General features: G+C 67.4%; 35 protein-coding genes. 1 reads left to right on the top strand and 34 read right to left on the bottom strand.

Translation table 11 applies throughout. From position 1 onward, the window contains the following. Positions 1 to 111: 111 nt before the first annotated feature. The 3 genes from glmM to rplM all read right to left on the bottom strand — a co-directional run bounded on the left by glmM (position 112) and on the right by rplM (position 2,740). Positions 112 to 1,470, bottom strand: coding sequence for a phosphoglucosamine mutase (gene glmM / locus ACH4ZA_RS00500; RefSeq protein ID WP_319277122.1), 1,359 nt, complete (start codon positions 1,468 to 1,470; stop codon positions 112 to 114). Positions 1,471 to 1,734: 264 nt separating this feature from the next. Further along, complete coding sequence (gene rpsI / locus ACH4ZA_RS00495; protein ID WP_107442401.1) at positions 1,735 to 2,256, bottom strand: 30S ribosomal protein S9; 522 nt, start codon at positions 2,254 to 2,256, stop codon at positions 1,735 to 1,737. Between the two features lie 40 nt (positions 2,257 to 2,296). Next, positions 2,297 to 2,740: a 50S ribosomal protein L13 gene (rplM, locus tag ACH4ZA_RS00490; protein WP_020132189.1), complete on the bottom strand. Its 444-nt coding sequence runs from the start codon at positions 2,738 to 2,740 to the stop codon at positions 2,297 to 2,299. Positions 2,741 to 3,185: 445 nt separating this feature from the next. Here rplM and ACH4ZA_RS00485 point away from each other — a divergent pair, with 445 nt between their 5' ends. Next, a complete protein-coding gene (locus ACH4ZA_RS00485; protein WP_398427412.1) occupies positions 3,186 to 4,058 on the top strand; it encodes a hypothetical protein in 873 nt (290 codons plus the stop codon). Between the two features lie 45 nt (positions 4,059 to 4,103). On the opposite strand, the gene truA is transcribed toward ACH4ZA_RS00485, so the two are convergent. From truA to rpsJ, 31 genes are all read right to left on the bottom strand, one after another. Further along, positions 4,104 to 4,961, bottom strand: coding sequence for a tRNA pseudouridine(38-40) synthase TruA (gene truA / locus ACH4ZA_RS00480; RefSeq protein WP_319277125.1), 858 nt, complete (start codon positions 4,959 to 4,961; stop codon positions 4,104 to 4,106). A gap of 141 nt (positions 4,962 to 5,102) precedes the next feature. After that, entirely contained in the window at positions 5,103 to 5,588 is a 486-nt protein-coding gene (gene rplQ, locus ACH4ZA_RS00475; protein WP_319277126.1) for a 50S ribosomal protein L17, read from the bottom strand. 214 nt (positions 5,589 to 5,802) lie between these two features. Continuing rightward, positions 5,803 to 6,825: a DNA-directed RNA polymerase subunit alpha gene (locus tag ACH4ZA_RS00470; RefSeq protein ID WP_003966937.1), complete on the bottom strand. Its 1,023-nt coding sequence runs from the start codon at positions 6,823 to 6,825 to the stop codon at positions 5,803 to 5,805. 124 nt (positions 6,826 to 6,949) lie between these two features. After that, entirely contained in the window at positions 6,950 to 7,354 is a 405-nt protein-coding gene (gene rpsK, locus ACH4ZA_RS00465) for a 30S ribosomal protein S11 (protein WP_010354218.1), read from the bottom strand. Between the two features lie 65 nt (positions 7,355 to 7,419). Next, the gene (rpsM, locus tag ACH4ZA_RS00460) at positions 7,420 to 7,800 is read right to left on the bottom strand and encodes a 30S ribosomal protein S13 (RefSeq protein ID WP_057584669.1); all 381 of its coding nucleotides are present in this window, start codon (positions 7,798 to 7,800) and stop codon (positions 7,420 to 7,422) included. Positions 7,801 to 8,015: 215 nt separating this feature from the next. Then, entirely contained in the window at positions 8,016 to 8,129 is a 114-nt protein-coding gene (rpmJ, locus tag ACH4ZA_RS00455; protein WP_003998809.1) for a 50S ribosomal protein L36, read from the bottom strand. Between the two features lie 72 nt (positions 8,130 to 8,201). After that, a complete protein-coding gene (gene infA / locus ACH4ZA_RS00450) occupies positions 8,202 to 8,423 on the bottom strand; it encodes a translation initiation factor IF-1 (RefSeq protein ID WP_003948620.1) in 222 nt (73 codons plus the stop codon). 191 nt (positions 8,424 to 8,614) lie between these two features. Next, positions 8,615 to 9,451 (bottom strand): type I methionyl aminopeptidase, encoded by an 837-nt coding sequence (map, locus tag ACH4ZA_RS00445; RefSeq protein WP_319277130.1) that lies wholly within the window; start codon positions 9,449 to 9,451, stop codon positions 8,615 to 8,617. A gap of 208 nt (positions 9,452 to 9,659) precedes the next feature. Beyond that, positions 9,660 to 10,322: an adenylate kinase gene (locus tag ACH4ZA_RS00440; RefSeq protein ID WP_319277132.1), complete on the bottom strand. Its 663-nt coding sequence runs from the start codon at positions 10,320 to 10,322 to the stop codon at positions 9,660 to 9,662. Beyond that, the gene (secY, locus tag ACH4ZA_RS00435; protein WP_319277134.1) at positions 10,322 to 11,635 is read right to left on the bottom strand and encodes a preprotein translocase subunit SecY; all 1,314 of its coding nucleotides are present in this window, start codon (positions 11,633 to 11,635) and stop codon (positions 10,322 to 10,324) included. The genes ACH4ZA_RS00440 and secY overlap by 1 nt, the downstream gene beginning before the upstream one ends. A gap of 260 nt (positions 11,636 to 11,895) precedes the next feature. Then, positions 11,896 to 12,351: a 50S ribosomal protein L15 gene (gene rplO, locus ACH4ZA_RS00430; RefSeq protein WP_319164309.1), complete on the bottom strand. Its 456-nt coding sequence runs from the start codon at positions 12,349 to 12,351 to the stop codon at positions 11,896 to 11,898. Positions 12,352 to 12,353: 2 nt separating this feature from the next. After that, the gene (gene rpmD, locus ACH4ZA_RS00425) at positions 12,354 to 12,536 is read right to left on the bottom strand and encodes a 50S ribosomal protein L30 (RefSeq protein ID WP_030788246.1); all 183 of its coding nucleotides are present in this window, start codon (positions 12,534 to 12,536) and stop codon (positions 12,354 to 12,356) included. Beyond that, positions 12,536 to 13,144, bottom strand: a complete 609-nt coding sequence (rpsE, locus tag ACH4ZA_RS00420) for a 30S ribosomal protein S5 (protein ID WP_013001409.1) — start codon at positions 13,142 to 13,144, stop codon at positions 12,536 to 12,538. Before rpsE ends, rpmD begins: the two co-directional genes overlap by 1 nt. Before the next feature lie 41 nt (positions 13,145 to 13,185). Further along, positions 13,186 to 13,569, bottom strand: coding sequence for a 50S ribosomal protein L18 (gene rplR / locus ACH4ZA_RS00415; RefSeq protein ID WP_057584673.1), 384 nt, complete (start codon positions 13,567 to 13,569; stop codon positions 13,186 to 13,188). A gap of 3 nt (positions 13,570 to 13,572) precedes the next feature. After that, positions 13,573 to 14,112 (bottom strand): 50S ribosomal protein L6, encoded by a 540-nt coding sequence (gene rplF, locus ACH4ZA_RS00410; protein WP_319192016.1) that lies wholly within the window; start codon positions 14,110 to 14,112, stop codon positions 13,573 to 13,575. A 24-nt stretch (positions 14,113 to 14,136) separates the two neighbouring features. Continuing rightward, positions 14,137 to 14,535, bottom strand: a complete 399-nt coding sequence (gene rpsH / locus ACH4ZA_RS00405; RefSeq protein WP_030788259.1) for a 30S ribosomal protein S8 — start codon at positions 14,533 to 14,535, stop codon at positions 14,137 to 14,139. Positions 14,536 to 14,750: 215 nt separating this feature from the next. After that, positions 14,751 to 14,936, bottom strand: coding sequence for a type Z 30S ribosomal protein S14 (locus ACH4ZA_RS00400; protein ID WP_030890724.1), 186 nt, complete (start codon positions 14,934 to 14,936; stop codon positions 14,751 to 14,753). A gap of 5 nt (positions 14,937 to 14,941) precedes the next feature. Further along, on the bottom strand, positions 14,942 to 15,499 hold the full coding sequence (rplE, locus tag ACH4ZA_RS00395) for a 50S ribosomal protein L5 (RefSeq protein ID WP_030788262.1): 558 nt from the start codon (positions 15,497 to 15,499) through the stop codon (positions 14,942 to 14,944). Continuing rightward, entirely contained in the window at positions 15,499 to 15,822 is a 324-nt protein-coding gene (gene rplX / locus ACH4ZA_RS00390; RefSeq protein WP_030039760.1) for a 50S ribosomal protein L24, read from the bottom strand. Before rplX ends, rplE begins: the two co-directional genes overlap by 1 nt. A 2-nt stretch (positions 15,823 to 15,824) precedes the next feature. Beyond that, positions 15,825 to 16,193, bottom strand: coding sequence for a 50S ribosomal protein L14 (rplN, locus tag ACH4ZA_RS00385; RefSeq protein ID WP_003998823.1), 369 nt, complete (start codon positions 16,191 to 16,193; stop codon positions 15,825 to 15,827). A gap of 119 nt (positions 16,194 to 16,312) precedes the next feature. Then, entirely contained in the window at positions 16,313 to 16,597 is a 285-nt protein-coding gene (gene rpsQ / locus ACH4ZA_RS00380; RefSeq protein ID WP_152888004.1) for a 30S ribosomal protein S17, read from the bottom strand. Further along, positions 16,597 to 16,821, bottom strand: coding sequence for a 50S ribosomal protein L29 (rpmC, locus tag ACH4ZA_RS00375; protein ID WP_003998824.1), 225 nt, complete (start codon positions 16,819 to 16,821; stop codon positions 16,597 to 16,599). Before rpmC ends, rpsQ begins: the two co-directional genes overlap by 1 nt. Next, the gene (rplP, locus tag ACH4ZA_RS00370; protein WP_006140905.1) at positions 16,821 to 17,240 is read right to left on the bottom strand and encodes a 50S ribosomal protein L16; all 420 of its coding nucleotides are present in this window, start codon (positions 17,238 to 17,240) and stop codon (positions 16,821 to 16,823) included. Before rplP ends, rpmC begins: the two co-directional genes overlap by 1 nt. A 5-nt stretch (positions 17,241 to 17,245) precedes the next feature. Further along, positions 17,246 to 18,079: a 30S ribosomal protein S3 gene (gene rpsC / locus ACH4ZA_RS00365; protein WP_069770398.1), complete on the bottom strand. Its 834-nt coding sequence runs from the start codon at positions 18,077 to 18,079 to the stop codon at positions 17,246 to 17,248. Beyond that, positions 18,079 to 18,426 (bottom strand): 50S ribosomal protein L22, encoded by a 348-nt coding sequence (gene rplV / locus ACH4ZA_RS00360; RefSeq protein ID WP_003974262.1) that lies wholly within the window; start codon positions 18,424 to 18,426, stop codon positions 18,079 to 18,081. The genes rpsC and rplV overlap by 1 nt, the downstream gene beginning before the upstream one ends. Before the next feature lie 42 nt (positions 18,427 to 18,468). After that, positions 18,469 to 18,750: a 30S ribosomal protein S19 gene (rpsS, locus tag ACH4ZA_RS00355; protein ID WP_018528354.1), complete on the bottom strand. Its 282-nt coding sequence runs from the start codon at positions 18,748 to 18,750 to the stop codon at positions 18,469 to 18,471. A gap of 12 nt (positions 18,751 to 18,762) precedes the next feature. Next, positions 18,763 to 19,599 carry a 50S ribosomal protein L2 gene (gene rplB / locus ACH4ZA_RS00350; protein WP_306949763.1) on the bottom strand — a complete coding sequence of 279 codons (837 nt, stop codon included), beginning with the start codon at positions 19,597 to 19,599 and terminating at the stop codon, positions 18,763 to 18,765. Between the two features lie 40 nt (positions 19,600 to 19,639). Further along, positions 19,640 to 20,059, bottom strand: a complete 420-nt coding sequence (gene rplW, locus ACH4ZA_RS00345) for a 50S ribosomal protein L23 (RefSeq protein WP_057584678.1) — start codon at positions 20,057 to 20,059, stop codon at positions 19,640 to 19,642. Further along, positions 20,059 to 20,718, bottom strand: a complete 660-nt coding sequence (rplD, locus tag ACH4ZA_RS00340; protein WP_057584679.1) for a 50S ribosomal protein L4 — start codon at positions 20,716 to 20,718, stop codon at positions 20,059 to 20,061. The genes rplW and rplD overlap by 1 nt, the downstream gene beginning before the upstream one ends. An 8-nt stretch (positions 20,719 to 20,726) precedes the next feature. Further along, positions 20,727 to 21,371 carry a 50S ribosomal protein L3 gene (rplC, locus tag ACH4ZA_RS00335; protein WP_057584680.1) on the bottom strand — a complete coding sequence of 215 codons (645 nt, stop codon included), beginning with the start codon at positions 21,369 to 21,371 and terminating at the stop codon, positions 20,727 to 20,729. 17 nt (positions 21,372 to 21,388) lie between these two features. Continuing rightward, complete coding sequence (gene rpsJ / locus ACH4ZA_RS00330; RefSeq protein WP_003948644.1) at positions 21,389 to 21,697, bottom strand: 30S ribosomal protein S10; 309 nt, start codon at positions 21,695 to 21,697, stop codon at positions 21,389 to 21,391. Between the last annotated feature and the right edge of the window lie 253 nt (positions 21,698 to 21,950).

The raw sequence follows: 21,950 nt of genomic DNA, 5'->3' as shown, positions 1-21,950 counted from the left end.
CAACCCCGCCGGGACCAGCCCCCCAGGGGCGCGGGGAACTGCGCAACCAGCCACAACGCACCCGCACCCCGCAACGCACAGAACCCCGAACCCGGCCCGGCCCGCCCCCGGCTAGCCCAGCGCGGACTTCACGACATCCGCCAGCCGCCCCGCAACCGCCCGGGCCTGATCGATGTCCGCCGCCTCGACCATCACCCGAACCAGCGGCTCGGTGCCGGAGGGCCGCAGCAACACCCGCCCGGTGGAGCCGAGTTCCCGCTCCGCCTCACCGACGGCAGCCGCCAGCTCGGCCGAGTTCCCGACCCGGGACCTGTCGACGTCGGGCACGTTGATCAGCACCTGCGGCAACCGCTCCATCACGGAGGCCAGCTCACGCAACGACCGCCCCGTCTGCGCGACGCGAGCCGCCAGCATCAGCCCGGTCAGCGTGCCGTCGCCGGTCGTCGCGTGGTCGAGGATGATCACGTGCCCGGACTGCTCGCCGCCGAGCGCGTACCCGTGCTGCTTCATCTCCTCGAGCACATAGCGGTCGCCGACCGCGGCCTGCACGAGGTGGATCCCCTCGCGCTCCATGGCCAGCTTGAAGCCGAGGTTGGACATCACGGTCGCGACGACGGTGTCCGAGCGCAGCACGCCCCGCTCCCGCATGGACAGCGCCAGCACGGCGAGGATCTGGTCGCCGTCGATCTCCTCACCCGTGTGGTCCACGGCGAGGCACCGGTCCGCGTCACCGTCGTGCGCGATGCCGAGCGCGGCTCCGTGCTCGATGACCGCGGCCTTCAGCTTGTCGAGGTGCGTCGACCCGCAGCCGTCGTTGATGTTGAGCCCGTCCGGTTCGGCCCCGATGGTCACGATCTCCGCGCCGGCCCGGGTGAACGCCTCCGGCGACACCCGCGCCGCCGCGCCGTGCGCCTCGTCGAGGACGATCCGCAGCCCGTCGAGCCGGTTCGGCAGGACGGCGATGAGGTGGGCGACGTACCGGTCGAAGCCCTCGTCGTAACCGCGCACACGACCGACGCCCGAGCCGGTCGGCCGGTCCCAGGGCGCGCCGGTGCGGTGCTCCTCGTAGACGGTCTCGATGGCGTCCTCGAGCTCGTCGGCGAGCTTGTGACCGCCGCGGGCGAAGAACTTGACGCCGTTGTCGGGCATCGCGTTGTGGCTGGCCGAGAGCATCACGCCGAGGTCCGCGCCGAGCACGCCGGTGAGGTAGGCGACCGCCGGCGTCGGCAGCACGCCGACCTTCAGCACGTCCACGCCCGCACTGGCCAGACCCGCCACCACGGCGGCTTCCAGGAACTCCCCGGACGCGCGCGGATCCCGTCCGACGACGGCCACCGGCCGGTGACCCGCGAAGGTGCCCGCCTCGGCCAGCACGTGCGCCGCCGCGACGGACAGGCCGAGGGCCATCTCCGCCGTCAGATCCGCGTTGGCGACACCGCGCACGCCGTCCGTGCCGAAGAGTCGTCCCACTTGCCCTCCTGAGGAAGCGTCAGTTTCACAGGCCGTGCGGGCCCGGTCGCCGGTCAGCCGGCCCGCGGCCGCTGCCGCATCCAGGCATGGGATGCCGCGGGCATCCCATCGCACAAGCCTTTGAGCACCTTGTGCCGTTATACGCCCACGGCTGCGATAAAACGAACGCCCCGACGACACTGTGGCGTGCCGCCGGGGCGTTCGGAGTACGTACGAGCGAGGCGAGAGACCCGCTCCGGGATACGTACGAGCAGGCAGCGAAGCTTAGCGCTTGCTGTACTGCGGGGCCTTGCGGGCCTTCTTCAGACCGGCCTTCTTGCGCTCGACCGCGCGGTCGTCACGCGTGAGGAAGCCGGCCTTCTTGAGGGCGCCGCGGTTGTTGTCGACGTCGGCCTCGTTCAGCGCGCGGGCGACACCGAGACGGAGCGCACCGGCCTGACCGGAGACACCGCCACCCGAGATACGGGCGATGACGTCGTAGCGGTTGTCGAGCTCGAGCACCTTGAAGGGCTCGTTGACTTCCTGCTGGTGCACCTTGTTCGGGAAGTAGTCCTCGAGCGTGCGCCCGTTGATCTTCCACTTGCCGGAGCCCGGAACGATCCGGACGCGGGCGATGGCGTTCTTGCGACGGCCCAGGCCGGCCGCCGGCTGGGCCTCGCCGAAGCGGGAGGCCAGGGACTCCGAGGTGTACTCACCCTCGACGGGGACCTCGGACTCGGTGGTGTAGCTCTCGATGTCGACGAGCTCGGTCTCTTCGAGCGGCTGCTCGGCAGTGGTCTCGGCCACGGTTCTCCTCAGTTCTTTTCAGCTAGGGGTGTGGCCGGAATTACTGCGCGACCTGGGTGATCTCGAACGGCACGGGCTGCTGCGCCGCGTGCGGGTGCACGTCACCCTTGTAGACCTTCAGCTTCGAGAGCATCTGACGGCCCAGCGTGTTCTTGGGGAGCATGCCCTTGACGGCCTTCTCGACGGCCTTCTCGGGGTTGTTCGCGAGAAGGTCGTCGTAGCGCACGGAGCGCAGGCCGCCCGGGTACCCGGAGTGGCGGTACGCCATCTTCTGGGTCCGCTTGTTGCCGGAGAGGTGCACCTTGTCGGCGTTGATGATGATGACGAAGTCACCGGTGTCGACGTGGGGCGCGTAGATCGGCTTGTGCTTGCCCCGGAGGAGGGACGCGGCAGTGGTGGCGAGACGGCCCAGGACGATGTCCTGAGCGTCGATGACGTGCCACTGGCGCGTCACATCGCCGGGCTTGGGGCTGTACGTACGCACGGTTCGTAGCCTTCGCTTCTTCAGTGAATTGGTCCTGACAAGGTCACCGAAGACGATCACGACAGCCCAGACCGCACTGCGGTGACGCAAACCGCGTGCTGATCGCTGGTCATCGGCCCGGTGGACCGGTGTAAGGGCCCGTCCCGTGAGAAGAGCAAGCCAATACACAACGAAGATGCAGGATACCCGCGTCTCCATGGTGGGGTCAAAACGAGCCCGATCGGCGCAGGCAGCACCCCCGGAAGGCCCCGCCTACGCCACGGGAACGACCCCGGAACACCCTTGCGAAGTGGCCCGCGCCACATGCCGGAGGGCAGCCCGGGAGAACGCCGCACCAAGCACCCGGAGATGTCGCGTTTGCCCGCCCCCGGCCCCGGAATCCAGCGGCTCCCGGGGCCCATCGGCACGGAACAGCATCCCCCGTCCCCCGTCTAAGATGCGCCCCATGAGCTATGGGCAGGGGGGACCTCAGTCCCAGTGGGATCCGTGGAAACCGAACTCCCAGCAGCCGTGGGGCACCGGCGATGACGGCAGCACCCCGGACTGGGCCGCGCTCGCCGAGGCGTCCGAGACGCGCAACAAACGCCGCCGGCTGCTGTTCATAGGCGGCGGCGCGCTCGCCACCATCGGCATCGGCGCCGCCGTGGCCATGGGCGTGGTGTCGGCCAACGACGACAAGGCGAACCGGCCCACGTCCTCGCTGCCCGCGACGGGCGACCTGCCGAGCGCGTCCACCCCCCCGTCGTTCGCGCCGACCAGCGCCCCGCCCCCACTGGACCCCAAGGAGTTCGTCTCCAGCAAGGCCAAGGACACCGCCCCCAACGGTCCGGACCTGCTCTTCCCCGGCAAGCAGCTGACCATGGGCTCCGCCGTGTACAAGAAGGGCGCGAAGGCCGACAGCACCTCGTGCGCCACGGGCGCCGCGGGCACCCTGGGCAAGGTCCTCGCCGCCAACGGCTGCACCCGCATGATGCGCGTCACATACTCCAGGGACGGCATCGCGGTCACGGTCGGCGTGGCCGTCTTCGACACCGAGGCACAGGCCTCCAAGGTCAAGAGCCAGTCCGACGGCAAGAGCATCGTCAAGGCCCTCGCCGGCGGCGGCGTCAAGGCCTTCTGCAACGGCGCGATCTGCCGCTCCACGACCAACTCCTACGGCCGGTACGCCTACTTCACGCTCACCGGCTTCGCGAACGGCAAGGACGTCACCACCAAGGACACGCCCGTCTTCACCACCGGCGACGACCTGGCCGAGTTCGCGTTCCAGCAGCTCCGCCGCCGCGGCGAGACCCAGGCGTCGGCGGCCGCCAACAGCTGACCGGCCGGCCCGGGCCGCACGGGGGCACGCGCGCACAGGGCCGGATCAGCAGCACCCGGCGGCGGGCAGCGTCCGCCGGTTGCGCGCCTCCTTGCTGCGCGCGGCGAGCAGCCCGTCCGCCGGGTAGCCGACCTCCTCCAGCGTCAGCCCGTGCGGCCGCACGACGTGCACCGCCGAGTCCCGGACGCCGGCGGCGAGCACCTTGGCGGGCCACTCCGGTCCCCGGTGCCCGTCCCCCACGAACAGCAGCGCCCCGATCAGCGAACGCACCATGTTGTGGCAGAAGGCGTCGGCCCGGACGGTGGCGGTGACGATCCCGTCGTCGCCCTTCGTCAGACTCAGCTCCTGGAGCGTGCGGATGGTGGTCGCCCCCTCCCGCTTCTTGCAGTACGCGGCGAAGTCGTGCTCGCCGAGCAGCCGCCGGGCCGCCTCGTTCATGGCGTCCACGTCGAGCGGCCAGTCGTGCCACAGGACGTGCCCCCGCAGCAGCGGATCGACGCCTCCGGGGTTGTCGGTGACCCGGTAGGCGTACCGCCGCCAGATCGCCGAGAACCGCGCGTTGAACCCGCTCGGCGCCTCTCGCAGGGCCCACACCCGCACGTCCTTCGGCAGCCGCCCCGCGAGCCGCTTGAGCAGCTTCTCGTGGTGCTCGCGCCACACCGGCTCCGGCAGGTCGACATGGGCGACCTGGCCCCGCGCGTGCACCCCGGCGTCGGTGCGCCCGGCCACGGTCAGCTCGTACGTCGTCCCGCCCGAGCGGGTGACGGTCCGCAGCGCGTCCTCGATCTCCCCCTGCACGGTCCGCCGTCCGCCGGCCTGCTTGGCCCACCCGGAGAAATCGCTGCCGTCGTAGGACAGGTCCAGCCGCACCCGCACGAACCCGGGCTGTGCTTCGTCACTCACGTTCAGATCCTCTCAGCGACACAAAAGCGGGCCCGCTCCTCGAAAGAAGCGGGCCCGCAATCGCCCCAGGGGGGCGCGGGGAACTGCGCGAGCAGCCACGGCGAACCCGCAGCCGCGAACGCACGGCCCCCGGCAGAACGCTTACGCGTCCTTCGACTCCTCGGCGGGAGCCTCGTCGGCCGGGGTCTCCTCGACCTTGGCCGCCTCGGACTCCTTGACCGCGCGCTTCGTGGCGGCCTCGGCCTCGCCCGTCGCCTGCTGCGCGACGGTCAGCGCCTCGACCAGCTCGATGACGGCCATGGGCGCGTTGTCGCCACGACGGTTACCGATCTTGGTGATGCGGGTGTAGCCACCGGGACGGTTCTCGTAGCGCGGGCCGATCTCGGTGAAGAGCGTGTGCACGATGCTCTTGTCCGTGATGACCTGGAGCACCTGACGGCGGTTGTGAAGGTCGCCCTTCTTCGCCTTGGTGACCAGACGCTCGGCGTACGGACGCAGCTTGCGCGCCTTCGCCTCGGTGGTGGTGATGCGGCCGTGCTCGAACAGCGCCTTCGCGAGGTTCGCGAGGAGGATCTTCTCGTGCGCAGCGCTGCCGCCCATACGGGCGCCCTTGGTGGGCTTCGGCATGGTGTTTCTCCTAGGTGTCTGCCCCGGCCGTACCAGGTACCGGGGTCAGTATCCGAGCGGGCGGTCGCCCGTCGAAGATCCGGCACTTGTCAGTACCGGAGGGGCCGGCCCCCTCAGGGGCGCGGGGAACTGCGCGACCGGCCGCGGCCTGTCGGCAGCCGGGACCGAACCCGGCGGGACCGCCGTCCGAGGACGGCTGCCCCGCCGGAGGCGGTCAGTACTGCTCGGTCTCGACGAAGCCCGCGTCCGCGTCGTCGTCGGCGCCGAAGGCGTCGGCGGCGGCGGTCGGGTCGAATCCGGGCGGGCTGTCCTTGAGGGCCAGGCCCATGCCGGCCAGCTTCGCCTTGACCTCGTCGATCGACTTCGCGCCGAAGTTGCGGATGTCGAGCAGGTCGGCCTCAGAACGCGCCACGAGCTCACCCACGGAGTGGATGCCCTCGCGCTTGAGGCAGTTGTACGACCGAACGGTGAGCTCGAGCTCCTCGATCGGCAGGGCGAGATCAGCGGCGAGGGCGGCGTCCGTCGGGGACGGGCCCATGTCGATGCCCTCGGCGTCGATGTTGAGCTCACGGGCGAGACCGAAGAGCTCGACCAGCGTCTTACCGGCGGAGGCCATGGCGTCACGGGGACGCATCGCCTGCTTGGTCTCGACGTCGACGATCAGCTTGTCGAAGTCGGTGCGCTGCTCGACACGCGTGGCCTCGACCTTGTACGTGACCTTGAGAACCGGCGAGTAGATCGAGTCGACCGGGATACGGCCGATCTCCTGGCCCACCTGCTTGTTCTGCACGGCGGAGACGTAACCGCGACCGCGCTCGACGGTCAGCTCCATCTCCAGCTTGCCCTTGCCGTTGAGCGTGGCGAGGACGAGGTCGGGGTTGTGCACCTCGACACCGGCCGGGGGCGCGATGTCGGCGGCGGTGACCAGACCCGGACCCTGCTTGCGCAGGTACATCACGACCGGCTCGTCGTGCTCCGAGGAGACGACCAGCTGCTTGATGTTGAGGATCAGGTCGGTGACGTCCTCCTTGACGCCCGGCACGGTGGTGAACTCGTGCAGCACGCCGTCGATGCGGATGGACGTGACCGCCGCACCCGGGATCGACGACAGGAGGGTCCGGCGGAGGGAGTTTCCGAGGGTGTAGCCGAAGCCCGGCTCCAGCGGCTCGATCACGAACCGGGAGCGGAATTCGTCGACGACCTCTTCGGTCAACGAGGGACGCTGAGCGATCAGCATGGAGAGATCCTTCAGTCAGGGGCGCCCGCTATTTGACGCCCGACTCGGTACTGCAAGGGTACGGGCGGCACGCCTGGAACAGGACGTGCCGCCCGAAACCCGAAAAACCTGAGACGACCGTGCGTCAGACGCGGCGGCGCTTCGGCGGACGGCAGCCGTTGTGGGGGGTCGGGGTGACGTCCTGGATGGAGCCGACCTCGAGGCCCGTGGCCTGCAGGGAGCGGATGGCGGTCTCACGACCGGCGCCCGGGCCCTTGACGAAGACGTCGACCTTGCGCATGCCGTGCTCCTGCGCGCGACGGGCAGCCGACTCGGCGGCCATCTGCGCGGCGAACGGCGTGGACTTGCGCGAGCCCTTGAAGCCGACGTGACCGGCGGAGGCCCACGAGATCACGTTTCCGGCCGGGTCCGTGATGGACACGATCGTGTTGTTGAACGTGCTCTTGATGTGCGCCTGGCCGTGCGCGACGTTCTTCTTTTCCTTGCGGCGCACCTTCTTGGCAGCGCCCTGACGTCCCTTGGGGGGCATCTATTAACTCCTACGGGAGGTGGTCGGTCCTACAGCGAAGACCGCTGATGAGCGTCCGCTGAGGACTACTTCTTGCCCGGCTTCTTCTTGCCGGCGATGGCGCGACGCGGGCCCTTGCGGGTACGAGCGTTCGTGCTGGTGCGCTGACCGCGGACCGGCAGACCACGACGGTGACGGAGACCCTGGTAGCAACCGATCTCGACCTTGCGGCGGATGTCGGCCTGGACCTCGCGACGGAGGTCACCCTCGGTCTTGATGTTGGCGTCCACGTACTCGCGGATCGCGACGAGCTGCTCCTCGGAGAGGTCGCGAACGCGGGTGTTCGGGTCGACGCCGGTCGCTGCCAGCGTCTCCTGGGAAAGGGTCCGGCCGATGCCGAACACGTAGGTGAGGGCGACCTCCACACGCTTTTCGCGCGGGATGTCAACACCGGAAACGCGTGCCATTCAATGGCTCCAGTTTGATCTTCGGAGGTCTGCCACAGGACCGACTCCCAGCCGCCGTCCTCTTCACTGCGGAAGATTTGGTACGGACTGGGTCCCCGGCCTCCGAACCGGGGGTGTCAGGCGGTGCGACCGCCCGGGCCCTGCGTATGAACATATTCAGCTCGCGTCGCGCGAAGTCTCTGCGATGTGGTGCAGAGGGTGTGATCTCTGAGCGATCAGCCCTGGCGCTGCTTGTGGCGCGGGTTCTCGCAAATGACCATGACCCGACCGTGACGGCGGATCACCCTGCACTTGTCGCAGATCTTCTTGACGCTCGGCTTGACCTTCATGGGATGTGAGGTTCTCCGGGTCAGTTGCCGGCAACCCCGCACGCAGGAGAGCGCACGGAGCCTGGGCAAGATCTACTTGTAGCGGTAGACGATCCGGCCACGCGTCAGGTCGTACGGAGACAACTCCACCACGACCCGGTCGTCAGGGAGGATACGGATGTAGTGCATACGCATCTTGCCGCTGATGTGTGCCAGGACCTGGTGGCCGTTCTGGAGCTCGACCTTGAACATGGCGTTCGGAAGAGACTCGACGACAGTGCCCTCGATCTCGATGGCACCTTGCTTCTTGGCCACGCTTCGCCCTTCGAATCGACTACCTTGATCGACTCCCCCACCCTTTCCCCTGCGGGTGCATGCGGACATGCGGGTGCACGGGAGTCGACGAGTCAGTCTACGTCAGGCCCGACGGAAACACGAATCGAGGAGTCTGCCCCACCGGGGAGATCCTTAAGCGGCATCCTCAGCGGCACGGCCGGCCCGCCCGCCTAGGCCAGCGGATCCGGGGCGGCCTCGACCCCGTGCTCGGCCAGCTTCGCCCGGCCCCCGTCGACAGCGGTCAGCACCAGCGGGCCCGCCTCCGTCAGCGCGACCGAGTGCTCCCAGTGGGAGGACCACGTGCCGTCCGTCGTGATGACCGTCCAGTCGTCCTCGAGCACCTCGGTGCGCGGGGTGCCGAGGGACACCATCGGCTCGATGGCGAGGCAGAAGCCCGGCACCAGCTTCGGACCCTTGCCCCGCCGGCGGTCGACGTAGTTCAGCAGGTGCGGATCCATGTGCATCTCGGTGCCGATGCCGTGGCCGCCGTAGTCCTCGACGATGCCGTAGCGGCCACCGCCCGGCTTGGGCTGGCGGCGGATGTAGGTCTCGATCGCGCGCGAGACGTCCACCAGGCGGTTGCCCGGCTTCATCGCGGCGATCCCCGCCCACATCGACTCCTCGGTGACCCGCGACAGCTCGACCAGCTCCGGGGCGTGACCGCCGCCCACGAACGCCGTGAACGCTGCGTCGCCGTGCCAGCCGTCCACGATCGCGCCGCAGTCGATGGAGATGATGTCGCCGTCCTTCAGGACGACCTCGTCGGAGGGGATGCCGTGAACCACCACGTCGTTCACCGAGGTGCAGATCGTCGCCGGGAAACCGCCGTATCCCAGGAAGTTCGACTTCGCGCCGTTCTCCGCCAGCACCTTGCGGGCGACGTCGTCGAGGTCCTTCGTGGTCGCCCCGGGCACCGCCGCTTCCCGCGTCGCCGCGTGGATGGCGGCGACGACAAGCCCCGCCGCCCGCATCTTGGCGATCTGCTCGGGGGTCTTGATCTGCACCATGACGGTCTGCGCCTCCTGGGCCACTGGTATCGCGACGCTCCACAATACGCGTACGCACGGATGTACGCCGACGCGGCCGAGACGTCACCCTCCGCGTAAGGGGCCCCGGACACGCGGAACGCCCGGCGGGGAGACCCCGCCGGGCGTTCTGCTCAGACTGCTCACCGCACCTCGCACCGGCCGTCCACCGCGCGGTGCGGACGGCTTGCTACTTGCCGTCCTCGTCGCGCCGGAGGGCGTCCATGGCGCGGGAGGTGACCTCGTCGACCTTGCCCAGCGCGGAGATGGTGACGACCAGGCCCTGCGCCTTGTAGTAGTCGATGATCGGCTCGGTCTGCGTGTGGTAGACCTCCAGCCGGGTCCGGACCGTCTCCTCCGAGTCGTCGTCCCGCTGGTACAGCTGACCGCCGCAGACGTCGCAGACGCCCTCGTTCTTCGGCGGGCTGTAGGTGGCGTGGAAGACGTGGCTGGAGTCCTTGCGGCAGACCCGCCGCCCGGCGATCCGCTTGACGACCTCTTCCTCGGGGACTTCCAGGTCGAGGACCGCGTCCAGCTTCATGCTCTCGCCCTGCAGCACCTCGTCCAGCGCCTCGGCCTGGGACACGTTGCGCGGGAAGCCGTCGAGCAGGAACCCGCCCTCGGCGTCCGGCTGCTCCATGCGGTCCTTGGCCATCGCGATCGTGACCTCGTCCGGCACCAGGTTGCCCGCGTCCATGTAGGACTTCGCGAGCTTGCCGAGCTCCGTCTGCTGGCTGATGTTGGCCCGGAACAGGTCGCCCGTGGAGATGTGCGGGATCGACAGGTTCCTGGCCAGGAACGCGGCCTGCGTTCCCTTACCGGCACCCGGCGGCCCGACGAGGACGATACGCATCAGCGGAGGAACCCTTCGTAATTGCGCTGCTGGAGCTGGCTCTCGATCTGCTTCACCGTCTCGAGACCCACACCCACGATGATCAGGATGCTGGTCCCGCCGAAGGGGAAGTTCTGGTTCGCGTCGAAACCGACCAACGCCATCGTCGGTACGAGAGCGATCAGACCCAGATACAGCGAACCCGGCCAGGTGATCCGGTTGAGCACGTACGACAGGTACTCAGCGGTCGGCCGACCAGCCCGGATGCCCGGGATGAAGCCACCATACTTCTTCATGTTGTCGGCTACTTCCTCGGGGTTGAAGGAGATAGCCACGTAGAAGAACGCGAAGAAAACGATCAGCAGGAAGTACGTGACGATGTAGATCGGGTGATCGCCCTTGGTCAGGTTGGTCTCGATCCACGTCTTCCAGCCTGAGGTGCCGCTGGAGAACTGGGCGACCAGGGCCGGGATGTACAGCAGCGACGAGGCGAAGATGACCGGGATCACACCGGCCTGGTTCACCTTGAGCGGGATGTACGTCGAGGTGCCGCCGTAGGACCGGCGGCCGATCATGCGCTTCGCGTACTGCACGGGGATCCGGCGCTGGGCCTGCTCGACGAAGACCACCAGGCCGACCATGACCAGGCCGACCAGGACGACGGTGCCGAACTCGATCCAGCCGTCCGCCAGCGTGCCCTGCTTCTTGATGGCCCACAGCGCGGAGGGGAACGTCGCGGCGATCGAGATGAACATCAGGATCGACATGCCGTTGCCGATGCCGCGGTCGGTGATGAGCTCACCGAGCCACATGACCATGGCGGTACCGGCGGTCATGCAGACGACCATCACGATCGTGGTGAAGATCGCACGGTCCGGGACGATGCTCGAGGCGACCGAGCAGCCGGAGAACAGGGCGCCGCTGCGGGCGGTGGCCACCAGGCCCGTGCCCTGCAGGATGGCGAGGGCCACCGTGAGGTACCGCGTGTACTGCGTGATCTTCGCGGTGCCGGCCTGACCCTCCTTCTTCAGGGCTTCCAGGCGCGGGATGACCACGGTCAGCAGCTGGAGAATGATGCTCGCCGTGATGTACGGCATGATCCCCAGCGCGAAGATGGTGATCTGCAGCAGCGCGCCGCCGCTGAACATGTTCACCAGACCGAAGATTCCCTGCTGGCCGGAAGCTTCGTCCACACAGCGCTGAACGGAGGTGTAGTCGACGCCGGGGATCGGGATGTGCGTGCCGACCCGGTAGACGACGATGATCCCGAGCGTGAAGAGCAGCTTCTTGCGCAGGTCGGGCGTCCTGAACGCCCGGGCGAACGCGGTGAGCACGGTGCCTCCTGCGACCCCCGCGCATCTGCGTCAAGGGTGACGGTCTTGAGGGTCCAATAAGGAACAACGACTTACGACAACGACATGAGTAACGGTCGACTGCCGCTCAAGGTGCCCTCTTGAGGGAACCTTGTGAAAAGTGGGCAGTGCTGGTCACCATACCCGCGACACACCTGCCCTAGGAACGACCAACCGGGGATACCCCATTTGTGGGGTATCCCCGGTCGGGATCGATCAAGTCATCGAGACGCCTGAGGTGATCAGATGAGCTCGGTGACGGTACCGCCGGCGGCGGTGATCTTCTCCTTGGCGGAGCCGGAGACGGCGTCGACCGTCACCTGCAGCGCCACGGAGATCTCGCCCTGGCCCAGGACCTTGACGAGGCTGTTCTTGCGCACGGCGCCCTTGGCGACGAGACCCTCGACGGTGACCTCGCCACCCTCCGGGTACAGCGCGGCCAGCTTCTCGAGGTTCACGACCTGGAACTCGGTCTTGAACGGGTTCTTGAAGCCCTTCAGCTTCGGAAGACGCATGTGGAGGGGCATCTGGCCACCCTCGAAGCGCTCCGGAACCTGGTAGCGGGCCTTCGTGCCCTTGGTACCACGACCGGCCGTCTTACCCTTCGACGCCTCACCACGACCCACACGGGTCTTGGCGGTCTTGGCGCCCGGGGCGGGACGGAGGTTGTGGATCTTGAGCGGGTTGTTCTCCGCCATGATCAGTCGACCTCCTCGACCGTCACGAGGTGGCGGACGGTGTGCACCATGCCGCGGAACTCGGGGCGGTCCTCCTTGACGACCACGTCGTTCAGGCGCTTGAGCCCGAGCGAACGCAGGGTGTCACGGTGGTTCTGCTTGCTGCCGATGTACGACTTCGTCTGCGTGATCTTGAGCTGAGCCATTACGCAGCACCAGCCCCGGCACGCGCACGAAGCAGAGCCGCGGGAGCGACGTCCTCGAGGGGCAGACCACGGCGAGCCGCGATCTCCTCGGGACGCTGCAGGCCCTTCAGGGCCTCCACGGTCGCGTGCACGATGTTGATCGCGTTCGACGAGCCGAGCGACTTCGACAGGATGTCGTGCACGCCGGCGCACTCGAGCACGGCACGCACCGGGCCACCGGCGATGACGCCGGTACCGGGGGAAGCAGGCTTGAGCAGGACGACGCCCGCAGCCTTCTCGCCCGTGATCGGGTGCGGGATGGTGCCCTGGATACGCGGGACCTTGAAGAAGTGCTTCTTGGCCTCCTCAACGCCCTTGGCGATGGCGGCCGGCACCTCCTTGGCCTTGCCGTATCCGACACCCACGGTGCCGTCACCGTCGCCCACCACGACCAGCGCGGTGAAGCTGAAGCGACGACCACCCTTCACAACCTTGGCGACACGGTTGATCGCGACGACGCGCTCAACGTACGCGGTCTTCTCGGCGGCAGCAGCGCCGCCGTCACGGCCCTTCCGGTCCCGCCGCTCGCCGCCACCGGCACCGCCACCGCGGCGCTGGGGTCCAGCCATTGGAATTACCTCTCTCTGTTTCCGCTAGCTACGGAACCGACTCAGAACTTGAGTCCGGCTTCGCGGGCGGCGTCCGCCAGGGCGGCGATGCGCCCGGCGTACTGGTTACCACCACGGTCGAACACGACAGCCTCGACACCGGCAGCCTTGGCGCGCTCGGCGACCAGGGCGCCGACCTGCTTGGCCTGCGAGGACTTGTCGGCCTCACCACCGCGGATCGTGGTGTCCAGGGTCGACGCCGACGCCAGGGTGTGACCCTTGATGTCGTCGATGACCTGAGCCACGATGTGGCGGTTGGAGCGCGTCACGACCAGGCGCGGACGCTCCGCCGTACCCGAGATGTGCTTACGGATCCGGATGTGGCGACGCTTGATCGCGGCACGCTTGTAAGCGTCGCCCTTGAGGATCTTCTGTCCGTATGCCATGGCTTACTTACCCGCCTTTCCGACCTTGCGGCGGATGACTTCGCCCTCGTACTTGACGCCCTTGGCCTTGTACGGGTCGGGCTTGCGCAGCTTGCGGATGTTGGCCGCAACCTCGCCGACCTTCTGCTTGTCGATGCCCTCGACCTGGAAGCGGGTCGGGGTCTCCACCTTGAAGGTGATTCCCTCGGGCGCCTCGACGGTGATCGGGTGGCTGTAACCGAGCGCGAACTCGAGGTTCGAGCCCTTCGCGGTCACGCGGTAACCGACACCACTGATCTCGAGCTTCTTCACGTAACCCTCGGTCACGCCGGTGATCATGTTCGCCACCAGCGTGCGGGACAGGCCGTGCAGGGCCTTGCTCTGACGCTCGTCGTTGGGGCGAGTGACGTTCAGGACGCCGTCCTCAGCCTTGGCGATCTCGATCGGCGCAACGACGGTGTGGGTCAGCGAGCCCTTGGGGCCCTTGACCGAGACCGTCTGGCCGTCGATGGTGACGTCCACGCCGGCGGGAACCGTGATGGGGAGCTTGCCAATGCGCGACATAGCTGTTTCCTCCGTTCCCTTCCGCTACCAGACGTAGGCGAGAACTTCTCCGCCTACGCCCTTCTTGCCGGCCTGCTTGTCGGTGAGGAGACCGTGCGACGTGGAGATGATCGCCACGCCGAGGCCACCGAGCACCTTGGGCAGGGAGGTGGACTTCGCGTAAACCCGGAGACCGGGCTTGGAGATCCGCTTGATGCCCGCGATGGAGCGCTCACGGTTCGGGCCGAACTTGAGCTCGAGGGTGAGGTTCTTGCCGACCTCGGCGTCCTCGACCTTCCAGCCCGTGATGAAGCCCTCCTGCTGGAGGATCTCCGCGATGTGAGACTTGATCTTCGATGCCGGCATCGTCACGGAGTCGTGGTACGCCGAGTTCGCGTTCCGCAGACGCGTCAGCATGTCTGCGATCGGATCAGTCATGGTCATGAATTGGCCTGTGGCCTCTCTCGCCGGGGTTTCCTGGTGCGCCATCCCTCTCCCCGATCCGAGACGGGACGGGTGCGGCGCGGTGGACCTACGGCGTAGTAAGTCGTACGGGCGACCGTCAGGGCGCCCAACCCTCCCAGCCTAAGCCATGAAGGGGTGGGCACCTGACACGCCCATTGCTTACCGAGAGCCTCTGGAACCCCTAAAAAGGGGGTTTACCAGGAGCTCTTGGTCACGCCCGGCAGCTCGCCACGGTGAGCCATCTCACGAAGGCACACACGGCAGAGGCCGAACTTGCGGTACACGGAGTGGGGACGGCCGCAACGCTGGCAGCGGTTGTACGCGCGCACAGCGAACTTGGGCTTGCGAGCAGCCTTTGCGATCAGAGCCTTCTTCGCCATCTCGCTCACGCCTCCTTGAAGGGGAAGCCGAGGTGACGAAGGAGCGCACGGCCCTCAGCGTCGTTGGTCGCCGTGGTGACCACGGTGATGTCCATACCCCGGACACGGTCGATCTTGTCCTGGTCGATCTCGTGGAACATGACCTGCTCCGTGAGACCGAAGGTGTAGTTGCCACGGCCGTCGAACTGCTTGGGGGACAGACCACGGAAGTCGCGGATGCGCGGGAGCGCGAGCGACAGGGTGCGGTCCAGGAACTCCCACATGCGGTCGCCACGAAGCGTGACGTGGGCACCGATCGGCTGACCCTCGCGCAGCTTGAACTGCGCGATGGACTTGCGGGCCTTAGTGACGGCCGGCTTCTGACCGGTGATCGTGGTGAGGTCGCGGATGGCGCCCTCGATCAGCTTGGAGTCGCGGGCGGCGTCGCCCACACCCATGTTGACCACGATCTTGACGAGGCCGGGGATCTGCATGACGTTCTCGTAGGAGAACTCCTCACGCAGCTTGCCCGCGATCTCCTCGCGGTACTTCGTCTTCAGACGCGGAGTGGTGGTGGTAGCCATCAGATGTCCTCACCCGTCCGCTTGGCAACGCGGATCTTGTTGCCCTCGTCGTCGAAGCGGTAACCGACGCGCGTGACGACCTTGTTGCCGTCCTTCTCCACGACCAGCTGAACGTTGGACACGTGGATCGGGGCCTCGGTGGTCACGATGCCGCCGGCCTGCGAGCCCTTGGCGGTCGGACCGGCCTTCGTGTGCTTCTTGACCCGGTTGACACCCTCGACCAGGACGCGGTCCTCGCGGGGGAAGGCCGCGATGACCTTGCCCTGCTTGCCCTTGTCCTTACCGGTGATGACCTGGACCAGGTCGCCCTTCTTGATCTTCATGCTTACAGCACCTCCGGAGCCAGCGAGATGATCTTCATGAACTTCTTCTCGCGCAGCTCGCGCCCGACCGGGCCGAAGATGCGGGTGCCGCGAGGGTCGCCGTCGTTCTTCAGAATGACGGCGGCGTTCTCGTCGAAGCGGATGTACGAGCCGTCCGGACGGCGGCGCTCCTTGACGGTGCGAACGATGACCGCCTTGACGACGTCACCCTTCTTCACGTTGCCACCGGGGATCGCGTCCTTGACGGTGGCGACGATGACGTCACCGATGCCCGCGTAGCGGCGACCGGAGCCACCGAGCACACGGATGCAAAGGATCTCCTTCGCACCAGTGTTGTCGGCGACACGCAGTCGCGACTCCTGCTGGATCACGTCTATCTCCTGTTTGTCTGCCGGTTCCCGGCAGGGGCCGCCTCGTCATGAGGTGCGCCCCTGCCGAGCCTGGCGGAACTGTCCTGCGGGGCCCCTATGTGATTAGGGCCGCAGGAGAATTACTTGGCCTTCTCGAGGATCTCGACGACGCGCCAGCGCTTCGTCGCGGACAGCGGCCGGGTCTCCGCGAGGAGGACACGGTCGCCGACGCCCGCGGCGTTCTGCTCGTCGTGAGCCTTGAGCTTGTTCGTACGGCGGATGACCTTGCCGTACAGCGCGTGCTTCACACGGTCCTCGACGGCGACGACGACGGTCTTGTCCATCTTGTCGCTGACGACCAGACCCTCACGGGTCTTCCGGAAGCCACGGGCCTCGGTGTTCTCAGTCACGTTGCTCTCGCTCATCAGGCGCTCTCCACCGTCTCGATGCCCAGCTCGCGCTCACGCATCAGGGTGTAGATCCGCGCGATGTCCTTACGGACGGCCTTGAGCCGACCGTGGTTCTCGAGCTGACCCGTCGCCGCCTGGAAGCGGAGGTTGAACAGCTCTTCCTTGGCTTCGCGGAGCTTCGCCAGAAGCTCCTCGTCACCCAGTTCGCGCAGCTCGGACGCCTTGGTACCGGCCGACATCACGCTTCACCTGCCTCGCGCTTGACGATCCGGCACTTCATCGGCAGCTTGTGGGCTGCGCGAGTCAGGGCCTCACGGGCGATCTTCTCGTTGGGGTAGGACAGCTCGAACATGACCCGTCCCGGGTGCACGTTCGCGATCCACCACTCGGGAGAACCCTTACCGGAACCCATGCGGGTCTCGGCAGGCTTCTTCGTGAGCGGGCGGTCCGGGTAGATGTTGATCCAGACCTTGCCGCCACGCTTGATGTGGCGGGTCATCGCGATACGGGCCGCCTCGATCTGGCGGTTGGTCACGTACGCCGGCGTGAGGGCCTGAATGCCGTACTCGCCGAACGAGACCGTCGTACCGCCCTTGGCCTGACCACGGCGCTTCGGGTGGTGCTGCTTGCGGTGCTTGACCCTACGGGGGATCAGCATGTCGGTCAGGCCTCCGTTCCGGTGCTCTCAGCCGGAGCGGCAGCCGCCGGAGCCTCGGCCTTGGGGGCCTCGGCGGCGGGAGCCTGCTGCGGCTTACGACCGCGACCGCCACGCTCGCCACCGCGGCCACCACGGCCGGCCGGGCGGTCGGCGCCGCCACGAGCCGGACGGTTGCCGGCGCGGGCGGCGGCGTTCTCGGCGCGGACCTCGGCGATGTTCTTGACGTCGCCCTTGTAGATCCAGACCTTCACGCCGATGCGGCCGAAGGTCGTCTTGGCCTCGAAGAAGCCGTAGTCCACGTTCGCGCGGAGCGTGTGCAGGGGCACGCGGCCCTCGCGGTAGAACTCCGAGCGGGACATCTCGGCGCCGCCGAGGCGGCCACCGCACTGGATCTTGATGCCCTTGGCGCCGGCCTTCATGGCGGACTGCATGCTCTTACGCATGGCCCGACGGAAGGAGACGCGGGAGGAGAGCTGCTCGGCGACGGCCTGGGCCACCAGCTGAGCGTCGACCTCGGGGTTCTTGACCTCGAGGATGTTCAGCTGGACCTGCTTCTTGGTCAGCTTCTCCAGGTCGCCGCGGATACGGTCGGCCTCGGCGCCGCGGCGGCCGATGACGATGCCCGGACGCGCGGTGTGGATGTCGACGCGGACGCGGTCACGGGTGCGCTCGATCTCCACCTTCGAGATACCGGCGCGCTCCATGCCGGACGTCATCATCCGGCGGATGGCGACGTCCTCGCCGACGTACTCCTTGTACGACTTGTCGGCGTACCAACGGGACTTGAAGTCCGTGGTGATGCCGAGCCGGAACCCATGCGGGTTAACCTTCTGGCCCATTACCGGGTCCCTTCCTTGCTGCTGACGACCACGGTGATGTGGCTGGTCCGCTTGCGGATCCGGTAGGCGCGGCCCTGGGCACGCGGACGGAACCGCTTCAGGGTCGGGCCCTCGTCGACGTACGCCTCGGAGATGAAGAGGCTGTCGGCGTCAGTGTGGTCGTAGTTGTGCGCGGCGTTGGCAATGGCGCTGTCCAGCACCTTGCCGACCGGCACGCTCGCGGCCTGCGGGGCGAAACGCAGGACCGCCTGAGCCTCCGTGGCGTCCATGCCACGGATAAGGTCCACCACCCGGCGGGCCTTCATGGGCGTGACGCGGATGTACCGCGCCTGGGCCCTGGCTTCCATGGTTGTCCTTCCAGTGTCTGTCATGGTCATTCCACCCCGCTGTTAGCGGCGCTTCGACTTCCGGTCGTCCTTGACGTGACCCCGGAAGGTGCGCGTCGGCGAGAACTCGCCGAGCTTGTGGCCGACCATCGACTCGGTGACAAACACCGGAATGTGGGTCTTGCCGTTGTGCACCGCGATCGTGTGACCCAGCATGCTGGGGATGATCATCGAGCGACGGGACCAGGTCTTGATGACGTTCTTGGAACCGGCTTCGTTCTGGGCGTCCACCTTCTTCACGAGGTGTCCGTCGACGAAGGGCCCCTTCTTGAGACTGCGCGGCATCTAAACCCGCTCCTAGCGCTTCTTGTTCGTCTTGCGGCGGCGGACGATGTACTTGTTCGAAGCCTTCTTCGGCGAACGAGTACGACCCTCCTTCTGACCCCAGGGGCTGACCGGGTGGCGACCACCGGAGGTCTTGCCCTCACCACCACCGTGGGGGTGGTCAACCGGGTTCATCGCCACACCGCGAACGGTCGGGCGGACGCCCAGCCAGCGCTTGCGGCCGGCCTTGCCCCAGTTGATGTTGCTCTGCTCGGCGTTGCCGACCTCGCCGACCGTGGCGCGGCAGCGCTGGTCGACCAGGCGGATCTCACCGGACGGCATGCGGAGGTGGGCCATGGTGCCCTCCTTCGCGAGCAGCTGCACGGAGGCGCCTGCGGAGCGGGCGAACTTGGCGCCGCCACCCGGACGGATCTCGATCGCGTGAAGCGTCGTACCGACCGGGATGTTGCGGATCGCCAGGTTGTTGCCCGGCTTGATGTCGGCCCCGGGACCGTTCTCGACGCGGTCACCCTGCTGCAGGTTGCGCGGGGCGAGGATGTAGCGCTTCTCGCCGTCGGCGTAGTGCAGCAGCGCAATGCGCGCGGTGCGGTTGGGGTCGTACTCGATGTGCGCGACCTTCGCCGGCACGCCGTCCTTGTCGTGACGACGGAAGTCGATCACTCGGTAGGCGCGCTTGTGTCCGCCACCCTGGTGGCGAACGGTCACACGACCGGCGTTGTTACGGCCGCCCTTGCTGTGCAGCGGGCGGACCAGCGACTTCTCCGGCGTGGACCGCGTGACCTCGACGAAGTCGGCGACGCTGGAGCCACGACGGCCCGGCGTAGTCGGCTTGTACTTGCGGATTCCCATTATTCAGTCCTCGTCCGATATCGGACGATCCGGACCGCCATCAGGCGGTCGGACCGCCGAAGATGTCGATACGGTCGCCCTCGGCAAGGGTCACGATCGCGCGCTTCGTGCCGGCACGCTGACCGAAACCGGTCTTGGTGCGCTTGCGCTTGCCGATGCGGTTGATCGTGTTGACCCCGGTGACCTTGACCGAGAAGACCGCCTGGACGGCCTGCTTGATCTGGGTCTTGTTGGCGTTGGGGTCGACGATGAACGTGTACTTGTTCTCGTCGAGGAGCGCGTAGCTCTTCTCCGACACGACCGGCTTCAGCAGGACGTCACGGGGGTCCGTGTACGCCTTGCTGGGCGCGGTGACGACGGTGTTCTTGCCCTCGGCCTCGTGGCGCTTCGCCTTGGCGACGCGCGCGGCCTTGGCGGCCTTGGCCGCCTTCGAGGCGATGCTCGGGTGACGCGTAGCCATCAGGCGTCACTCCCTTCGGTGTCGTTGGCCTTGTTCGGGCCGGACACGAAGGACTCAAGAGCGGCCTGGGTGAAGACCACGTCGTCCGAGACGATCACGTCGTACGTGTTCAGCTGGCCCGGCTCCAGGATGTGCACCTGGGGCAGGTTGCGGGCGGACAGCCACGCGGCCTCGTCGGCGCGGTCGACGACCAGGAGCAGGTTCTTGCGCTCCGAGATCTTGCCGAACAGCGTGCGAGCGGCCTTCGTGGAGGGAGCCTCGCCCTCGATCACGCCGGTGACGACGTGAATGCGGTTGTGGCGGGCCCGGTCGGTGAGGGCGTGACGCAGAGCGGCAGCCTTCATCTTCTTCGGGGTCCGCTGCGAGTAGTCACGCGGCTGCGGGCCGTGGACGACGCCACCGCCGGCGAACTGCGGCGCGCGGGTCGAGCCCTGGCGCGCACGGCCGGTGCCCTTCTGACGGTAAGGCTTCTTACCGCCACCGCGAACCTCGCCGCGGGTCTTGGTCTTGTGCGTGCCCTGACGGGCAGCCGCGTTCTGCGCGACGACGACCTGGTGGATCAGCGGGATGCTGACCTTCTCCACGCCGAAGATCTCCGCGGGGAGCTCGACGCTACCGGTCTTCTCGCCGGCAGGCGAAAGGATGTCAACAGTGCTCATCGGTTACCTCAGGCCCCCTTGGCCGCGGTGCGGACCAGGACGAGGCCGCCGTTCGGACCGGGGACAGCGCCCTTGATGAGCAGCAGACCCTTCTCCGCGTCAACGGCGTGGACGGTCAGGTTCTGGGTGGTGACACGCTCGTTGCCCATGCGACCCGCCATGCGGAGGCCCTTGAACACGCGGCCCGGGGTGGCGCAGCCACCGATGGAACCGGGCGAGCGGTGCTTGCGCTGGGTGCCGTGTCCGGCGCCGAGGCCCTTGAAGTTGTGACGCTTCATGACACCGGCGAAGCCCTTGCCCTTGCTCTTGCCGGTCACGTCGACCTTCACGCCGGCCTCGAACACCTCAGCGGTGATCTCCTGGCCCAGCGTGTACTCGGAGGCGTCCGCGGTGCGGATCTCGACGAGGTGGCGACGGGGAGTGACGTCGGCCTTGGCGAAGTGACCCTTGAGGGGCTTGTTCACCTTGCGCGGGTCGATCTCGCCGAAGGCGATCTGGACGGACTCGTAGCCGTCGCTGTCGTTCGTACGGACCTGGGTCACGACGTTGGGGCTGGCCTTGACGACGGTGACGGGAACAACGCGGTTGTTCTCGTCCCACACCTGCGTCATGCCGAGCTTCTCGCCCAGGATGCCCTTGATCTGCTTGGTCATTTCTCAGATCACCGGCCTCAGAGCTTGATCTCGATGTCGACACCGGCCGGGAGGTCGAGTCGCATCAGAGAGTCAACGGTCTTGGGGGTCGGGTCGAGGATGTCGATCAGGCGCTTGTGCGTGCGCATCTCGAAGTGCTCGCGCGAGTCCTTGTACTTGTGCGGCGACTTGATGACGCAGTACACGTTCTTCTCAGTGGGCAGCGGCACCGGGCCCGCGACCGACGCACCAGTGCGGGTCACCGTCTCGACGATCTTCTTCGCCGAGGAGTCGATGACCTCGTGGTCGTAGGCCTTGAGCCGGATGCGGATCTTCTGTCCCGCCATGGCTACTCAGTAGTCCTGTCTCTTTGTCCGCTCCGGAACCCGATGTTCCATTTCACCTTCTCCTCCGACCCACGCGGTCGGGCGTGTCGCTCTTCCGCTGACACAGATGTCCCTTGTTCGAACATCCCTGCGGAATGCACACGGCCCTTCCGGAACCGCAAGCCGGGAGCGGAAGGCCCACCGGGCGCCTGGCCGGTGCCGCACTGCACTTCCCGAAAGATTCCCGTACGTCCGCCCCAGCGCTGCCATCAGG

Source organism: Streptomyces sp. NPDC020597 (genome assembly GCF_044335095.1).
Taxonomy (GTDB): Bacteria; Actinomycetota; Actinomycetes; order Streptomycetales; family Streptomycetaceae; genus Streptomyces.
This window is presented reverse-complemented; position numbering and strand designations above follow the sequence as displayed.

Bases quoted from the DNA above. Each gene is read 5' to 3' on its own strand.
- rplW (WP_057584678.1), bottom strand. From the start codon at position 20,059: ATGGCTACGCGTCACCCGAGCATCGCCTCGAAGGCGGCCAAGGCCGCC.
- map (WP_319277130.1), bottom strand. From the start codon at position 9,451: ATGGTGCAGATCAAGACCCCCGAGCAGATCGCCAAGATGCGGGCGGCG.
- rpmC (WP_003998824.1), bottom strand. From the start codon at position 16,821: ATGTCGGCCGGTACCAAGGCGTCCGAGCTGCGCGAACTGGGTGACGAG.
- rpsK (WP_010354218.1), bottom strand. From the start codon at position 7,354: ATGCCCCCCAAGGGACGTCAGGGCGCTGCCAAGAAGGTGCGCCGCAAG.
- rpsH (WP_030788259.1), bottom strand. From the start codon at position 14,535: ATGACCATGACTGATCCGATCGCAGACATGCTGACGCGTCTGCGGAAC.
- rplO (WP_319164309.1), bottom strand. From the start codon at position 12,351: ATGGCGGAGAACAACCCGCTCAAGATCCACAACCTCCGTCCCGCCCCG.
- ACH4ZA_RS00440 (WP_319277132.1), bottom strand. From the start codon at position 10,322: ATGCGTATCGTCCTCGTCGGGCCGCCGGGTGCCGGTAAGGGAACGCAG.
- rplQ (WP_319277126.1), bottom strand. From the start codon at position 5,588: ATGCCGAAGCCCACCAAGGGCGCCCGTATGGGCGGCAGCGCTGCGCAC.
- rpmJ (WP_003998809.1), bottom strand. From the start codon at position 8,129: ATGAAGGTCAAGCCGAGCGTCAAGAAGATCTGCGACAAGTGCAGGGTG.
- rplE (WP_030788262.1), bottom strand. From the start codon at position 15,499: ATGGCTACCACCACCACTCCGCGTCTGAAGACGAAGTACCGCGAGGAG.
- rplD (WP_057584679.1), bottom strand. From the start codon at position 20,718: ATGAGCACTGTTGACATCCTTTCGCCTGCCGGCGAGAAGACCGGTAGC.
- rplV (WP_003974262.1), bottom strand. From the start codon at position 18,426: ATGGAAGCCAGGGCCCAGGCGCGGTACATCCGCGTCACGCCCATGAAG.
- rplR (WP_057584673.1), bottom strand. From the start codon at position 13,569: ATGGCATACGGACAGAAGATCCTCAAGGGCGACGCTTACAAGCGTGCC.
- rpsC (WP_069770398.1), bottom strand. From the start codon at position 18,079: ATGGGCCAGAAGGTTAACCCGCATGGGTTCCGGCTCGGCATCACCACG.
- rplF (WP_319192016.1), bottom strand. From the start codon at position 14,112: ATGTCGCGCATTGGCAAGCTCCCCATCACGGTTCCCGCCGGCGTGGAC.
- rpsE (WP_013001409.1), bottom strand. From the start codon at position 13,144: ATGGCTGGACCCCAGCGCCGCGGTGGCGGTGCCGGTGGCGGCGAGCGG.
- rpsJ (WP_003948644.1), bottom strand. From the start codon at position 21,697: ATGGCGGGACAGAAGATCCGCATCCGGCTCAAGGCCTACGACCACGAG.
- ACH4ZA_RS00400 (WP_030890724.1), bottom strand. From the start codon at position 14,936: ATGGCGAAGAAGGCTCTGATCGCAAAGGCTGCTCGCAAGCCCAAGTTC.
- rpsQ (WP_152888004.1), bottom strand. From the start codon at position 16,597: ATGAGCGAGAGCAACGTGACTGAGAACACCGAGGCCCGTGGCTTCCGG.
- rpsS (WP_018528354.1), bottom strand. From the start codon at position 18,750: ATGCCGCGCAGTCTCAAGAAGGGGCCCTTCGTCGACGGACACCTCGTG.
- rplX (WP_030039760.1), bottom strand. From the start codon at position 15,822: ATGAAGATCAAGAAGGGCGACCTGGTCCAGGTCATCACCGGTAAGGAC.
- rplP (WP_006140905.1), bottom strand. From the start codon at position 17,240: ATGCTGATCCCCCGTAGGGTCAAGCACCGCAAGCAGCACCACCCGAAG.
- rpsM (WP_057584669.1), bottom strand. From the start codon at position 7,800: ATGGCACGCGTTTCCGGTGTTGACATCCCGCGCGAAAAGCGTGTGGAG.
- rpmD (WP_030788246.1), bottom strand. From the start codon at position 12,536: ATGGCTCAGCTCAAGATCACGCAGACGAAGTCGTACATCGGCAGCAAG.
- ACH4ZA_RS00485 (WP_398427412.1), top strand. From the start codon at position 3,186: ATGAGCTATGGGCAGGGGGGACCTCAGTCCCAGTGGGATCCGTGGAAA.
- rplC (WP_057584680.1), bottom strand. From the start codon at position 21,371: ATGACCAAGCAGATCAAGGGCATCCTGGGCGAGAAGCTCGGCATGACG.
- rplB (WP_306949763.1), bottom strand. From the start codon at position 19,599: ATGGGAATCCGCAAGTACAAGCCGACTACGCCGGGCCGTCGTGGCTCC.
- ACH4ZA_RS00470 (WP_003966937.1), bottom strand. From the start codon at position 6,825: ATGCTGATCGCTCAGCGTCCCTCGTTGACCGAAGAGGTCGTCGACGAA.